This is a genomic window from Terriglobales bacterium, from assembly GCA_035487355.1.
In the GTDB taxonomy this organism is placed as follows: domain Bacteria; phylum Acidobacteriota; class Terriglobia; order Terriglobales; family Acidobacteriaceae; genus QIAW01.
This window is the reverse complement of sequence record DATHMF010000030.1, coordinates 17,494-31,848: the sequence shown is the minus strand read 5'-3', so window position 1 is coordinate 31,848 and position 14,355 is coordinate 17,494. Positions and strand designations below refer to the sequence as shown.

Sequence of the window (14,355 nt, the reverse complement as noted above, 5' to 3'; positions counted from 1 at the left end):
CTGACATTATTGTAGCGGATTGCGTGACAGCATGGGACATCCAGAGTTGCAGGTAGCTCAATCACAAAAGCTAAGAGCCAAAGGCTAAGAGCTGTTCTGATAATCTTGGCGTACGTGAAGATTCAGGAATACATTCCATTGGCGCCGTTGACCACCTTCCAGGTCGGCGGAGCGGCGCGTTACTTTATCAAAGCAGAAACAGAAGATGATGTACGCGAGGCGGTCTCGTTCACTCGCGAACGCGGCCTGCCGCTGTTCGTGCTTGCAGGAGGAAGCAATCTGGTGGTCTCTGATTCCGGCTGGGATGGGGTCGTCATAAAAATTGCCGTTCGGGGGATTACTCAATCCAGTACAGGCGGCAAAGCCATATTCGAAGCGGGCGCAGGCGAGGATTGGGACAGCTTCGTAGCCCATACCGTCAGCTTGAATTGTGGAGGAATCGAATGCCTGAGTGGAATTCCTGGCACGGTCGGCGGGACTCCGGTGCAAAACGTAGGAGCCTATGGGCAAGAAGTTGCAGACACGATTACTCGCATGCGTATTCTTGACCTAGAACAGAGTAAAATTCTCGAAATCGAAAACCGCGATTCCGGATTCGCTTATCGCACCAGTATCTTTAACTCTTCTGCCCGCGGACGTTACATTGTTCTGCGTGTGTCATATGCGCTTACGCTTGGCGCGGAGCCGTGTATTAAATACGCTGACCTGAAAAAATTCTTCGGCGACAAGTCTCCGACACTGCATGAGACCCGCGACGCCGTACGCCAAATCCGGCGCAGCAAAGCCATGTTGCTGGTGGAAGGCGATGTGGATTGCCGCAGCGCTGGAAGTTTTTTTAAGAACCCAATGGTCACGCAAGAACAATATGACGAGATTTGCCACAAACCTGCAACCAAGGGAGAGCGCGTGCCCCAATTCCCGGCTGCTGATGGAAGAGTGAAAATCTCTGCTGCCTGGCTGGTGGAGCACGCTGGATTCAGCAAAGGCTTCGAACACGGAGCTGTTGGGATCTCCAGCAAGCACGCGCTGGCCATCATCAATCGCGGCGGCGCCCGTGCTGCCGATATTGTTGTCTTGAAAAACGAAATCCAGCAGCGCGTACAGGAGACTTTCGGTCTCGAATTAAACCCTGAACCGGTTTTTGTTGGAAAGTTTTAAGCTCAGCTTGCGATCAGACCGTAGCTTCAAATTTCATCAACCGCATACTGTCTGATGATTTCTGCTTTGCCCTGGGCCAGGACGCGGCCACTTTCCAGATAAATCACGTTCTCGCCCAGCCTCATTGCTTCCCCCGGGCTATGGGTCACATACAGGATAGGAATACGGCGTTTTTCGTTCCACGCCTGCAAATCTTCCAGGATTTTCAGCTTGGTGCCAACATCAAGCGCACTCAAGGGCTCATCCAGAAGGAGAATGCGTGGTTCGGTGACCAAAGTGCGCGCCAGGGCGACGCGCTGGCGTTCGCCTCCGGAAATTTCATCAGGCTTGCGGTCGGCAAGCTGGCCGCAGTGAAACAGCAGCAGAATTTCCGTGCGGCGCTTCTGCCGCAGCTCACGCGGAAGGTGCGCGAGCCCGTACTCTACGTTGGCTTTGACGGTTAAATGAGGAAATAAGGCAAGGTTCTGGAAGACATATCCGACTGCGCGCTGCGCCGGACTCACATTTATGCTTTTGTCGGAGTCGAAAAATACCGTCTCTCCTGTCTCCGTGTTTAGCGCCACCCTTCCGCCTTCCGGTTGCAGCAGACCTGAGATGCAATCCAGGAGCGTGCTTTTCCCCGATCCGGAACGGCCGAACAGGATAGTGATGCCTGCCGCTGCTGAAACGCTGACATCCAGAGAAAAATCCACTGTCCCGTGTTTGGCGGCAATGAATTGTTTTTTTACACGCAGATCAAGTCGGCCAAGTGCTTTTTTCTTTTCGGTTGCGAGTGGCGAGGCGGGAATCATGGGGCAGTACCAAAGAAAGAAGCGCGGCGGTTGAGCGCATAGACGACCGATAAAATCACGAAGCTGAAGATCAGTAGGCAAAGCGCATTCTGGTTGGCACTCGCGTAATTCAACGCCTGAACGTTGTCATAGATGGCGATGGAGATGGTGCGAGTCACCCCCGGAATGTTGCCGCCCACCATTAAGACGACGCCAAACTCTCCCAGAGTGTGGGCAAAGCTGAGCACAACTGCGGTAATGAGATGGGTCAGGGAGAGTGGAAGAATGACCCGCAGAAAAGTCCGTAGCCGCGAGGCTCCCAGCAGAGCAGACGCGGCAATCAGCTTGTGGTCCACGGCGGCAAAGCCCACAACCAGCGGCTGCACCGCAAAGGGCATGCTGTATAACACCGAAGCTATCACCAGGCCGGCAAAGCTGAAGGGCAAGGTTACGCCAAAGATGCGATACAGCCATGCGCCCACAAGACCGCCGCGACCCAGCAGCAGCAGGAAATAAAAGCCCAGAACGGTCGGCGGCAGCACCAGCGGCATGGCAACCAGAGATTCGATCAGAAACTTCCAGCGCCAGCGGGAAAAAGCAATCCAGTACCCGAGTGGGAGTCCAATGATGATCAGAACAGCAGAGACAGTTACAGCCAAACGCAAAGTCAGAATTATGGCCTGCCAGTTCATTTGCCCGACAACTCTCCGCACTTCTGCGGATCTGAGTTTCCCGAAACTGTTACGTCAAATCCGTATTGCGCCAGGATCTTGGCTCCAGCCGGACAGGAGAGATAATCGAGAAATTTTTCCGCCACTTGTGGGGAAGCACTTTGCTTCAGAACAATGCCGCCTTGCGGCAGGCTATCGGCGATCTCCGGCGGAACTTTCCAGAAGTGGCCTTGTTTTTGCAGCTCTGGCGCCTGAGCCAGCGACAGCGAGATCAGACCGATATCCGCATTGCCAGACGTGACGAACTGCGCTGTTTGCGAGACATTTTCGCCCAGCACAAGCTTCTCTTTTACCTGATCGTAGAGTTTGGCTTTTTGTAGTGCGGCAACCGCGGCACGTCCGTAAGGCGCATGCTCGGGATTGGCGATGGCAATCTTCTTCACGCTGGGATCAAGCAGCACCTTGATTCCGTCGCGTTCGAAGTTCAATTTGGAACCACTAGGAACCCAAAGCACGAGGCGTCCAGAAGCATATTGGCGGAGCGTCTCCGGCAAAGCCTGACCGGCAGCAGCCAGCTTTTGTGGATAGCCCATATCCGCGGAGCAAAAAACGTCAAAAGGCGCACCGCTCTGAATTTGCGCAAAGAAATTGCCCGATGAACCAAAGGAGATGAGCACCTTGGTTCCGGTCTGCGCCTCAAAAGCTTTCGCGATCTCCGGCAGAGCAAAGTTGAGGTCGGCGGCTGCGGCCACATGAAGCTCTTGCGCAGAAGCCGCTCCAACAGTGCAAAAGATCAGTGCAATAGAAAACAAGGTCTTTTTGAATGACATGGGTTCACACCGTAAGGATCATGACTTCAGTGGATTTAATGAGCGCGGCCGCCGTCTGGCCCACTTCGAGACCCATTTCACGGACGGCATCGGCGGTAATGATGGAAGTAATCTGCTGCCCGCCAATCGAAAGCTTCACTTGGGCGAGCAGGCCTTCTTTGCGGATCTCAACCACGCGGCCCACAAGCTGGTTGCGTCCGCTGATGCGGCGGAAGCTGCGCCGGCGCTCGGCGCCGATTTTTTCTCCACGACGATGAAGATAGCGATCAAGTTCATGGCGTGGAATCCGGTGGTGCCCGCCGGGCGTGCGCACGCTGCGCAACTTGCCGTGATAGATCCATTGCTTGAGAGTAGAGTAGCTCACACCCAGAATCTGGGCAGCCTCGCGCGCGTGAAGAAGTTCAGCCATAGGTCAAATTTAAACAAATATATACGATTCAAATCGTTATTCTAATACATATCTTTAAAATATTTTATGAAAATGTAAAGAAGTGTTAAAGCTTGCCGTCTCTCTTCGGTTAAATTTTGTTATCTCGCTATACTTGTGGAGACATTTCCATATACAAGTGTGTCTAATTAAGCAGGAACCAATACTGTGAAACTGACTGACATAAAACTGAATGGCAAGCGTTGGCTGATCTTAATCGCGGTTGTCCTGGTCGTGGTGGTATTGGCGGCCTTTATGCTCAACCGTGGAGACACTACGCAGTACTTTACTTCTCCGGTGGAGCGCGGAGACCTGCGCCAGGTGGTGGAAGCCACCGGGACCATCAACGCTGTAACCAGCGTGCAGGTCGGTTCGCAGGTTTCAGGCACGATCGCCTCGTTGTTTGCGGATTTCAACTCGCGGGTCAAAAAAGGACAGGTCATCGCCAAGCTTGATCCTTCGATTTATCAGGGTACGCTGTTGCAGGCCCAGGCTGACCTGCAAAATGCTCGCGCCATGGTGGTCTCGGCCAAGGCCAATGCCGCTAAGGCCCACGCAACGGCGCTGCAGGCGGCAAGCCAATATCAACGCTCCAAGCAACTGGCGGCGCAAGGAGTGATCAGCGAGCAGCAGCTTGAAGTGGATAAGGCCAGCGCCGATACCGCCGCGGCGGCGGCGGACGCGGCCGATTCAGATATTGGGCAAGCCCAGGCACAAGTGGCGCAGAGGCAAGCCGCGGTTGCAGTCGCGCAAACCAATGTCAATCACACCATCATCACCTCTCCTATTGACGGCACAGTGGTGAGCCGCAATGTGGATGTAGGCCAGACGGTGGCCGCTTCATTGCAGGCGCCAACGCTATTCGTGATTGCCCAAGACCTGACCAAGATGCAGGTCTATGCCAAGACAGACGAATCTGACGTGGGACAGATCAAGGCAGGCCAGCGCGTGACGTTTAAAGTAGACGCCTTCCCGCAAGATCAATTTGACGGACACGTTGATGAAGTCCGCATGAATGCCACCACGGTGCAGAACGTGGTGACCTATGACACCATCGTGGACTTCGATAATCCCGACCTTAAGCTCTTCCCCGGAATGACAGCGTACGTGACCATTCCAGTGGCGTCAGCGCACAACGTTCTGAAGGTCGCCAACAGCGCGCTTCGCTATAAGCCGGATCTGACCGCGGACGAAATCCAAAAACTGTATGCAAAGTACGGCATTCAAAGTGGTCGCAGTGGCGGAGGCCATGCCAATAGTTCGGGCGCTGGTGCAGGCACTGGCGGTAACGGCGGCGCCAGCGGTACAGCGGCGCAAGCAAACGCTTCCGCTGGCGGCGCAGCAGGCGCAGGCAATGGTCAGGCGCGAGGGCAAAAGAAATCCCAAGCCAACGACGTAGCAGTAGTTTGGGAGCTGCGTCCTGATAAAACGCTGCAGCCCGTCCAAATTCAGACTGGCATCACGGACCATACCACTACGGCGGTTGCGCAGGTGTTGCAGGGCGACTTACCGGAGAATGCGCAACTGGTCACAGGGTCTTCATCCAAACGCACCAGCAGCAGCACCTCTTCGCCGCTGGGAGGCACGCCACGTCCTGGAGGGCGTTAGCACCTGAGAGAGCAACGAAAATGGCAACCATGATAGACACATCGCCGATTACGCCCTCAGCAAAAGAGGCCACCAGCCCGATCCGTGTGGAAGATGTGCACAAGTATTACGAGCTGGGTGATACCAAGGTGCACGCGTTGCGTGGAATCAGCGTTGAAATTGCCCACGGAGAGTTTGTGGCTGTGATGGGTGCCAGCGGCAGCGGTAAATCCACGTTCATGAACATCCTCGGCTGTCTCGACGGGCCCAGTGCCGGGAAATATTTTCTGGAAGGAACGGATGTCTCGCTGTTGAACAAACGCGAGTTGGCCGCCATTCGCAACCGCAAGATCGGCTTCGTCTTCCAGGGATTCAATCTGCTGTCGCGCACCACGGCCCTGGAAAACGCTGAGCTTCCCGCAATCTATGCGCGGATCTCGGAAGAAGAACGCTTGAAGCGGGCCAAAGAGGCCCTGGCGATGGTTGGGTTGGCCGACCGCGCTGAACACTTCCCTTCTCAGCTCTCCGGTGGACAGCAACAGCGCGTGGCCATTGCGCGGGCGCTGGTAAACAGGCCGGCCATTCTGCTGGCCGATGAGCCCACCGGCAACCTCGATAGCCGCACGTCGGTCGAGGTCATGGAAATATTTCAGAAACTCAACGACGAGCGCGGACTGACGATTGTGTTGGTGACCCACGAACCCGATATTGCGCAGTTTGCCAAGCGTGCTCTTATCTTCCGCGACGGAAAGATCCGCAAAGATGAGCCGATTCAGGACCGGCAGATTGCCAGCGAAGTTCTGCGGACGCTGCCGCAGCTTGAGGACTAGCTCTGGAGTAGCACTATGGAGTTGATGGCCACAATTCGCATCGCACTACGGGCAATCGCGCGCAACAAGATGCGCTCGTGCCTGACCAGCCTGGGCATCATCATCGGCGTCGGTGCGGTGATTGCCATGGTGGCTTTAGGACAAGGCGCTCAGCAGCAGGTGCAGCAGCAAATTGCGGCCATGGGATCCAACGTTCTTTATGTTGGCTCGGGAACCATGAATAAAGGCGGCGTGCGCCTGGGCTGGGGCAACACCAAGACCCTGCTTTACGACGATGTTGTGGCTATTCGGCGCGAATGCCCGGCGGTGGCCACAGTAGCCGCCGGCACCGGAGCTTCGGCGCAGATCGTCTTCGGCAATGACAACTGGTATACGCGCATTACCGGCACCGAACCCGACTATCTGGATATTCGTGTCTGGCCGCTGGCCGAAGGCACGAACTTCACCCAGGATGATGTGCAGACGGCAGACAACGTAGCCATCATTGGCGATACGGTGCGCAAGAACGTGTTTGGCGACACCGACCCCATAGGCCAGACGGTCCGCATTAACCAGTTACCTTTTCACGTTATCGGCGTGCTTTCCGTAAAAGGATCTTCGGTAGCCATGGGCAGCGATCAGGATGACATCATCATCATGCCGTACACCACGGTACAAAAAAAGATCGCAGGAAATGAATGGCTGCAATATGCCATGGTCTCGGCCCAGTCCAAAGAAGCCAGCTTCGCCGCCCAAACCCAGATTGAAGGCGTACTGCGCGACCGGCATCATATCCGTGCGGGACAGGATGACGACTTTTTCGTGCGCAATATGGCTGACGTGGCCGACCTCTACGATCAGCAAACAACCGTGATGACGTTGCTGCTGGCCTCGATTGCCAGCGTCTCATTGATCGTCGGCGGAATTGGCATCATGAATATCATGCTGGTCTCTGTGACGGAGCGCACGCGCGAGATCGGCATCCGAATGGCTATCGGCGCGACCGAAGAAGACGTACAGCGCCAGTTCCTGACCGAAGCAGTGGTGCTGAGCGCAATGGGAGGAGCCATCGGCATTCTCAGCGGTTTGATCCTGAGCTTCTTGATCCCACGGGTGCTGGGCTGGCCTGTTTCCGTTTCCACAACTGCAATTCTGATCGCAGTGATCTTCTCGATTGCCGTGGGCATCTTCTTTGGATATTACCCGGCACGCAAAGCAGCAAGGTTGAATCCGATTGAGGCACTGCGCTACGAGTAAAGGAAATATCTGTTCCTACACACTTTAAGCCTGCAGAAAAATTAAGACTTCTTGTCATTCCGAGGAGCAGCGCGACGAGGAATCCCTTTGCCCTTTGTTGATTGATGAACGGGAGCATGGGGTTTCGGCACAAAAGGGATTCCTCCGCTACGCGTCGGAATGACAATTTCAAGCATGATCGTGATAACCGAATTTCTATATACAATTTATCTGTGGCTTCACAACGCTCTGTCGAACCCTTTGCCGATCTTTCCGCCGAGCCGGCGGTTCGTGGTTTCCTTCATCTACCCGCTCACGAAAACGGCGACGCGCTGGTGCTCACCCATGGGGCCGGAGCAAATTGCCAGTCCAAGCTCCTGGTAGCAATAGCCGATGCATTCGCCGAAGCCGGGTTTACTGTCCTGCGCTGCGACCTTCCCTTCCGCCAGGCACGCCCGCATGGTCCGCCCTTCCCGGCTTACGCTGAACGTGATCGGGAAGGACTGCGGCGAGCGGTCAACGTGGTAAAGCAGCGGGTGCCTGGCCATGTCTTTCTTGGAGGCCACTCCTACGGTGGCAGGCAGGCAACTATGCTGGTTGCCGACTCGCTATCGGCCGGTATTCCTGCCAATGATTCCCAAATTGGTAATCCTCAATCTGACGGTCTGCAACTGCTGGCTGGGTTGCTGCTGCTGTCATACCCTCTCCATCCACCGCGAAAGCCAACCGAAATGCGTACCGGCCATTTCTCCAGGATGCGGGTCCCGGCGCTCTTCGTGCATGGCTCGCGTGATCCGTTCGGCTCGACGATAGAGATCGAGTCAGCGCTGAAGCTGATTCCCGCCCGCACCATGCTGCTGGAAGCTGAAGGTCTGGGCCATGATCTTTTGGCGCGGAAAGCGGTTGGCGAGTTGCCGGCAAAGATTGTCGAGGCATTCTCATCATTCTTCGTATTGAAAACTCATAATGCAAGCCTCAGTTCGGAGACGATGAGATAGAACAGCCCGCTAGTCGTCGTAAGTTTGGGATCGAACTCAATTTCGCATAACGGCAAGAGGAACAGCCCCGACAGGGGTGACGCATAGCCTAGCGCTTCAGCGCTGGATCAACGCACGCAGCAGTTCCCCGTCGTCTGTATCCTGGCTCAGTTCCCAGAACATCACTCCGCCCAGGTGGTGACTTCGAACGTAATCCATCTTCACGCGCAAAGCCTCAGGACAATCGTAGCTCCAGAAGTTGCCGCCACTCCAGAGAGTGCAGGTCACTGCCGTTGAAGAGTACTGCCGGTCTGCATCCGGCAAGGCCTTCAGCGCTCTGTAGCCACCCCAATCCTGTGCAGGGCCAGTCGCTGGCTGGTAGAGACCATGATTGATATCTTTCACTCCACTCCAGCCTTTGCCATAAAAAGGAACGCCCAACACGATCTTCCGGGCCGGGACACCGGCCTGGAGAAAGCCCCGAACGGCATAATCTCCAAAGTGGTCGTCCATTGGAGCTTTTGATGGATCGGCGGGATCGTGGAACAAGGGGCTGTGCAGGTTGGTCAGCGGCTCGCTGTTCCAATGGAGATCGTAAGCCATGATGGAGAGATCGTTCATGGAGCGGCTGATTTTTTTCAGCTCAAAGTTTTTATAGAGTTCAGCCTCAGCTGGCAGCGCTGCAGTGAGCAGAAGACCTGGCCGAATGGCATCGAGTTGGCGGCGGAATTCCGCGGCCATGGCGGTGAAATTCTTGGTGTCCTCCGGGCTGCCCTTGGTCACTCCGCCTTCCACCGGATACTCCCAGTCAATATCAATGCCATCAAAAATTCCCGGAGCATGAATGCCCGGAGCAAAGTTTCCTTCAACAAAGGTGTGCACGCAGGAGCGCACAAATTCGCGCACGTGGTCGGGCTCAGCGGCGCTGGAAAAACCCTGGGATTGGCCCCAGCCACCGAACGATATGACCAGCTTCAATCTGGGATAACGGCGCTTCAGCTCCTGGAGTTGATGGAAGGCGCCGCGAAGCCGGTTGGGGCCAACTGGATCGGCGGTGCCATCAACACTCTCTGCAGCGCCGTACGCGTGGTCCAACGCCGCTTCCCGGTCTCCAATCTGGCATTGATTACCTTCAACCCGGCCAAACGCATAATCAAGCCTGGTGAGGAGCCCGGCAGCACCACTGGTTACAGCATCTTTCACAGTGTACCGGCCGGCCTTCACGCCATTTTCGGTAAGGTAGCCGATCACTTGAGTGCGGGAATTTCCCGATCGCGATTTCTGTGTGTGATTGGGCAAAGCGGAGAGGCCCGCGCTTATCATAATCAGCAGCAGAGACCACCACGTCTTGCGCCAGCAATGGCTAGAAGTAATGCGCATGTTTCACAGTTGTTGCTGCATGTTGCTCAGCGACTGGTTAAATCGCCGCCAGGGCCTGGTCCAGATCCTCGAACAGATCTTCCACGTCTTCAATGCCCACCGAGATGCGCACCATACCGTCGGTAATGCCGATGGCTTTGCGGCCTTTTTCGCCTAATGCCGCGTGGGTCATGGTGGCGGGATGCGAGATCAGCGTCTCCACTCCGCCCAGGGATTCGCCCAGCGTGCAGATGCGCAATTTGCGCAACATCTTGTTGGCATTTTTCAGCGAGCCGGTCTCAAAGGTGATCATGGAGCCGAAGCCGCTCATCTGCTGTTTGGCCAACTGGTGCTGAGGATGATCGGGCAAACCGGGATAGTAGATCTTCTCAACTTTCTTATGCTTTTCCAGAAACGCGGCCACGGCGCGTCCGTTGCGGTCGTGCTGCTCCATACGCACAGCTAGAGTCTTGACGCCGCGCAGCACCAGCCAGCATTCAAAGGGTGACATGATCGCGCCTGCGGCTTTCTGGATAAACGCCAGCTTTTCTGCCTGTGCTGGCTTGGTGCAGATCACCACTCCGCCCAGACCATCGCTGTGGCCGTTGAGGAATTTTGTAGTGGAGTGGACCACCATGTCGGCCCCCAGCGCGATGGGCTGCTGGAAATACGGCGAAAGAAATGTATTATCTACCACCAATTCCACGTTGCGCCGATGGCAGATCCGGCTGATGGCGGCGATGTCGCTGATGGTCATCAGGGGATTGGTGGGCGTTTCCACATAGGCAATTTTGGTATTGCGCTTGATGGCCCGCTCCACTGCGCCAACATTGGAGGTATCAACATAGGCAAACTCCAGCCCGTAGTGGCTCAGTACTTCATTAAAGAGACGAGGCACCCCGCCATAAACGTTATCCGAGCAAATAACGTGGTCGCCCGCCTTCAGCATGGTGCAGACGGCATTGATGGCCGCCATACCCGAGGCAAAAACGTGGGATGAGCTGCCGCCTTCGAGCGCCGCCAGATTTTGCTCGAGCCGGGTGCGCGTGGGATTGCTGACGCGCGCATACTCATAGCCTTTGTGCTTGCCAATCTCCTCCTGCGCGTAAGTAGAAGTGGCATAGATGGGAACCACAACGGCGCCGGTGGCCGGCTCCGGCTCCTGGCCTGTGTGAATTGACTTCGTGGAAAAACCTAGATCTTTTTTCATAAGAGATGTCTAGCAAACTTCTTGGGAAGTACGAAGTCAGAAGAAAGAAGTTAGAAGTAAATGCATATCGCGCTTCTTACCTCTAACTTCGTACTTCTGACTTCCAGCTTACTTTCCGCCCTCAAAAATTCCTTTGGATAAATACCGTTCTGCGCCATCAGCCACAACCGTGACCACACGTTTGCCGGGGCCAAGGCGTTTGGCCACCTGCACGGCGGCAAAGACGTTGGCGCCGCCGCTCGAGCCACCCAGCACGCCGCATTTGCGCGCCATTTCTTTGACCATGCCAAAAGCTTCGTCATCGCGCACCATAAGGATCTCATCGGCCACGCGGCTGTCGAAGGTTTTGGGAATAAAGCTCACGCCAATGCCTTCCACCTTATGCTCACCCGGAGGGCCGCCTGCGAGCACCGAGCCCTGGGTTTCAACCGCCACCGTCAAAACGTTGGGCAGCCGCTCCTTCAAATAGCGGGCAATTCCGGAAAAAGTGCCGCCTGTACCCACGCCGATCACCAGAGCATCCACCTGGCCCTGCATCTGCTCGAAGATTTCAGGGGCTGTGGTCTCGTAGTGGAAATCCGGGTTGGCGGGATTTTCAAATTGCAGCGCGATAAAAGAGTTAGGGATATTTGCAGCCAGCTCTTTGGCTTTCCTGATGGCGCCTTGCATCCCTTCGGCGTCGGGCGTGCGATGCACCTCGGCGCCCAGCGCTTCCATGACCTGGACTTTTTCCTGGGAAAAGCGCTCAGGAACACATAACACCACGCGGTAACCCTTGTTCACGCCGATCAGCGCCAGGCCAATGCCGGTGTTACCGGCGGTTGCTTCAAGAATCGTGTATCCCGGACGCAGCAGGCCCTGCTGCTCGGCGCGTCGGATCATGCCTATGGCGGCGCGGTCTTTCACGCTGCCGCCCGGGTTCATATACTCCAGTTTTGCGTAAACGTCGGCAGCGCCGGGCGGAGTCAGCCGGGCGAGGCGCAGCATAGGCGTGCTGCCAACCAGCTCGATGACGTTTTCGGCGATCCTGATCCTAGTCCGAAGATGGGCGGCTTCCAGGGTTTTCATGGCATAGCTTTCATGTGGCGTGAATACATGGGGCGTAAATACAGATTATCAGGCGGAAGCGCTGCGGGCTAGCCGGAGGGGGCCATCATTTCTTTGCAGTTTTTTCTTCACCCTGAAAATATCCGCTGCGGGTGCGGACGGTGAGATTTTTGTAACCATCGGCGCGGGCCATTACCTTGACTGCGCGATACCCGGGAGGATCGTTAGGGTTTTTCTTGAACCCAATGGTGTACTGGTTGCGGATGTCGCGGGCAACTTCCTGGGTCATGGAGTCCACCTCGGCGAGGTCCTTGGGGAAATAAGCTACTCCGCCGGTCTGCTCGGCCAGTTCGCGCAGTGCCCTGCGGCCCTTTCTTTTCGCATCTTCATCCAGAATGCCGATGGTGTAGATGGTAGGGCCATTTTCAACCTGGATGTGACGCACAGCCTGCTCCAGCGACTGCAGGCTGGCGTTGTCCCAGCCATCAGTGATTACGAGCAGAACTTTTTTATCCAGCTTCTTATCAATTTTTTCCTGCTTGATGATGTAGTCCGCCGAAGCCGTTACCGCGTCATAAAGCGCGGTACCGCCGCGCGAATCAATGCGATCCAGCGCCTCGCGCATCTTCGGGATGCTGGCGGTGAAATCCTGGTCAATCCAGGCGTCGGTATCAAAATTAACGATGAATACCCGGTCATCGGGATTGCTGGCTTTGACGAAATTCAACGCTGCCTGGGTTACCGCGGCGCGCTTCGTGCGCATGGAGCCGGAGTTATCCACAATAATGCCGACGGCCACAGGCACATCCTCATGGCGAAAAGACGTGATGGGCTTCGGTTGGCCATCTTCAAAAACTGAAAACGCGTTGCGATCGAGAGTGGTGATGAGGTGCTGGTGATCATCCACGACCGTAGCGTGCAGCACCACCTCATCCACTTCGGCCCGCATGACAAAGACGCCGCTTTTGCCCTGCTGCTGCACCTCGTGTCCCTTGCCCTGGGTGGTATCAATGGGATGGTTGGGAGAATGTGAAGTGGAATCGGTGACAATGGGCGGCGACAGCGAAGTCAGGGCCGCATTCGATGGAACCACCAGCTCTTCGGGTTTGAGGGGGCCGCCCTCGATCTCCGAATCGGCGCCCGCTTGCGGTTGCGAAGGAGCCTGGGCCACTGCCTGATTCCAGGCGCCAGAAACACACATCAGGGAAAGAATTGTGATAGCTAGAACGAGATTATTGCGAAGGCGCATAGTATCCGGTCTTTGCGTAAACATGCAGCGGCGGAAGCCCTTTGGGCGGCTCCAGTTTCACCTTAATTTTACGCCACTTGCCGTCATGCCGGTCATTGTTTGGACGGTATCCGAGCACATATTGGTTGCGTAGCTCCATACCAATTTTTGTGGCCGTATCTGCCAGCTCATTAGGATTGTTAACCACATACGTGCGCCCACCGGTCACTTCCGTGATATCACCCAGCAGGGCGGGACCGCTTGCCTCTTCTGGGGTCCGTCCCAGGAAATCGAAGATTCCGATGGCATAGATTTGCACATCGGTTTCCCGCACCATGCTCTTAATTTCGCCTTCCGTGTAACGGCTGCGGTTATCGCCACCATCGCTGATAATCAAAAGCGCTTTCTTGCTGTTCTGCGCCTGCTTCATCTTATCCATGCCCAGGTAGATGGCATCCAGCAGCGCGGTCCGGCCCTTGGGAACTATGTAGACCAGCTTGCTTTGGATGTCTTCCACCGACCGCGTGAAGTCTGAGACCAGCTCGGGACGGTCGGAGAAGGCAATCATGAAGAATTCATCCTGCGGGTTGGCGGTCTTAAAAAATTCCACGACCGCTTCCCGGGACTTATCAATTTTGTCGCTCATGCTGCCGCTCATGTCAAAGATCACGCCCAGGGAAATAGGCGCATCTTCGCTGGCAAAGTGCTTGATTTGCTGCTCGGAGTCTCCCTCAAAGATGCGGAAGTTTTCCTTTTCCAGCCCGGTGACAATGCGGTTCATGGGATCGGTAATGGTCACACTGACCAGCACCAGGTTCACATCAACCTTGAGAGGCTTGGTGTGCGTCTTCAAGGTCGGATCTAAAATGTTGTTCGCAGGCGGCGGCTGAGGAGTTGGTTTAGGAAGCGGAGTGATGTGGACCTGGTCGTCTGAGCCTTGGGCCAGAAGAGGGGAAGAAGCAATCATTGCGATCGCAAGCAAAACAATAACGTACAGGAGAACTGAGAATTGGAAACGTACACGGTTTGTGGATTGCAAACCTGGT

The 14,355-nt window shown here is 55.6% G+C and carries 14 protein-coding genes; 5 read left to right on the top strand and 9 right to left on the bottom strand.

Annotated elements, in window-relative coordinates:
• Positions 1–114 precede the first annotated feature (114 nt).
• Entirely contained in the window at positions 115–1,158 is a 1,044-nt protein-coding gene (locus VK738_06880) for a UDP-N-acetylmuramate dehydrogenase (protein HTD22359.1), read from the top strand.
• Positions 1,159–1,184: 26 nt separating this feature from the next.
• Here the strand turns inward: VK738_06880 and VK738_06875 are convergent, their stop codons facing one another.
• Genes VK738_06875 through VK738_06860 form a run of 4 tightly spaced genes read right to left on the bottom strand, consistent with a single transcriptional unit; the run spans position 1,185 to position 3,838 of the window.
• Positions 1,185–1,949, bottom strand: coding sequence for an ATP-binding cassette domain-containing protein (locus VK738_06875; protein ID HTD22358.1), 765 nt, complete (start codon positions 1,947–1,949; stop codon positions 1,185–1,187).
• Positions 1,946–2,620, bottom strand: a complete 675-nt coding sequence (gene modB, locus VK738_06870) for a molybdate ABC transporter permease subunit (GenBank protein HTD22357.1) — start codon at positions 2,618–2,620, stop codon at positions 1,946–1,948. Before modB ends, VK738_06875 begins: the two co-directional genes overlap by 4 nt.
• Positions 2,617–3,429 (bottom strand): molybdate ABC transporter substrate-binding protein, encoded by an 813-nt coding sequence (modA, locus tag VK738_06865; protein ID HTD22356.1) that lies wholly within the window; start codon positions 3,427–3,429, stop codon positions 2,617–2,619. Before modA ends, modB begins: the two co-directional genes overlap by 4 nt.
• Before the next feature lie 4 nt (positions 3,430–3,433).
• Positions 3,434–3,838, bottom strand: coding sequence for a helix-turn-helix transcriptional regulator (locus VK738_06860; protein ID HTD22355.1), 405 nt, complete (start codon positions 3,836–3,838; stop codon positions 3,434–3,436).
• Between the two features lie 186 nt (positions 3,839–4,024).
• On the opposite strand from VK738_06860, the gene VK738_06855 reads away from it, so the two are divergent.
• The 4 genes from VK738_06855 (at position 4,025) to VK738_06840 (ending at position 8,486) form a co-directional block, all read left to right on the top strand.
• A complete protein-coding gene (locus VK738_06855; protein ID HTD22354.1) occupies positions 4,025–5,464 on the top strand; it encodes an efflux RND transporter periplasmic adaptor subunit in 1,440 nt (479 codons plus the stop codon).
• A gap of 20 nt (positions 5,465–5,484) precedes the next feature.
• Positions 5,485–6,273 carry an ABC transporter ATP-binding protein gene (locus VK738_06850; protein ID HTD22353.1) on the top strand — a complete coding sequence of 263 codons (789 nt, stop codon included), beginning with the start codon at positions 5,485–5,487 and terminating at the stop codon, positions 6,271–6,273.
• A 15-nt stretch (positions 6,274–6,288) separates the two neighbouring features.
• Positions 6,289–7,509, top strand: coding sequence for an ABC transporter permease (locus VK738_06845; GenBank protein ID HTD22352.1), 1,221 nt, complete (start codon positions 6,289–6,291; stop codon positions 7,507–7,509).
• A gap of 212 nt (positions 7,510–7,721) precedes the next feature.
• Positions 7,722–8,486, top strand: a complete 765-nt coding sequence (locus tag VK738_06840) for an alpha/beta fold hydrolase (GenBank protein ID HTD22351.1) — start codon at positions 7,722–7,724, stop codon at positions 8,484–8,486.
• 96 nt (positions 8,487–8,582) lie between these two features.
• On the opposite strand, the gene VK738_06835 is transcribed toward VK738_06840, so the two are convergent.
• From VK738_06835 to VK738_06815, 5 genes are all read right to left on the bottom strand, one after another.
• Positions 8,583–9,845: a glycoside hydrolase family 18 protein gene (locus tag VK738_06835; protein HTD22350.1), complete on the bottom strand. Its 1,263-nt coding sequence runs from the start codon at positions 9,843–9,845 to the stop codon at positions 8,583–8,585.
• Positions 9,846–9,882: 37 nt separating this feature from the next.
• Positions 9,883–11,034: a PLP-dependent aspartate aminotransferase family protein gene (locus VK738_06830; GenBank protein ID HTD22349.1), complete on the bottom strand. Its 1,152-nt coding sequence runs from the start codon at positions 11,032–11,034 to the stop codon at positions 9,883–9,885.
• A 108-nt stretch (positions 11,035–11,142) separates the two neighbouring features.
• Complete coding sequence (gene cysK, locus VK738_06825) at positions 11,143–12,102, bottom strand: cysteine synthase A (GenBank protein HTD22348.1); 960 nt, start codon at positions 12,100–12,102, stop codon at positions 11,143–11,145.
• An 85-nt stretch (positions 12,103–12,187) separates the two neighbouring features.
• A complete protein-coding gene (locus tag VK738_06820; GenBank protein ID HTD22347.1) occupies positions 12,188–13,330 on the bottom strand; it encodes a VWA domain-containing protein in 1,143 nt (380 codons plus the stop codon).
• Positions 13,314–14,276, bottom strand: coding sequence for a VWA domain-containing protein (locus VK738_06815; protein HTD22346.1), 963 nt, complete (start codon positions 14,274–14,276; stop codon positions 13,314–13,316). Before VK738_06815 ends, VK738_06820 begins: the two co-directional genes overlap by 17 nt.
• Positions 14,277–14,355 lie beyond the last annotated feature (79 nt).

Coding starts and splice junctions, on each gene's coding strand:
- VK738_06815 (HTD22346.1), bottom strand. CDS start 14,276: ATGATTGCTTCTTCCCCTCTTCTGGCCCAAGGCTCAGACGACCAGGTC.
- VK738_06830 (HTD22349.1), bottom strand. CDS start 11,034: ATGAAAAAAGATCTAGGTTTTTCCACGAAGTCAATTCACACAGGCCAG.
- VK738_06845 (HTD22352.1), top strand. CDS start 6,289: ATGGAGTTGATGGCCACAATTCGCATCGCACTACGGGCAATCGCGCGC.
- VK738_06850 (HTD22353.1), top strand. CDS start 5,485: ATGGCAACCATGATAGACACATCGCCGATTACGCCCTCAGCAAAAGAG.
- cysK (HTD22348.1), bottom strand. CDS start 12,102: ATGAAAACCCTGGAAGCCGCCCATCTTCGGACTAGGATCAGGATCGCC.
- VK738_06860 (HTD22355.1), bottom strand. CDS start 3,838: ATGGCTGAACTTCTTCACGCGCGCGAGGCTGCCCAGATTCTGGGTGTG.
- VK738_06875 (HTD22358.1), bottom strand. CDS start 1,949: ATGATTCCCGCCTCGCCACTCGCAACCGAAAAGAAAAAAGCACTTGGC.
- VK738_06835 (HTD22350.1), bottom strand. CDS start 9,845: ATGCGCATTACTTCTAGCCATTGCTGGCGCAAGACGTGGTGGTCTCTG.
- VK738_06820 (HTD22347.1), bottom strand. CDS start 13,330: ATGCGCCTTCGCAATAATCTCGTTCTAGCTATCACAATTCTTTCCCTG.
- modA (HTD22356.1), bottom strand. CDS start 3,429: ATGTCATTCAAAAAGACCTTGTTTTCTATTGCACTGATCTTTTGCACT.
- modB (HTD22357.1), bottom strand. CDS start 2,620: ATGAACTGGCAGGCCATAATTCTGACTTTGCGTTTGGCTGTAACTGTC.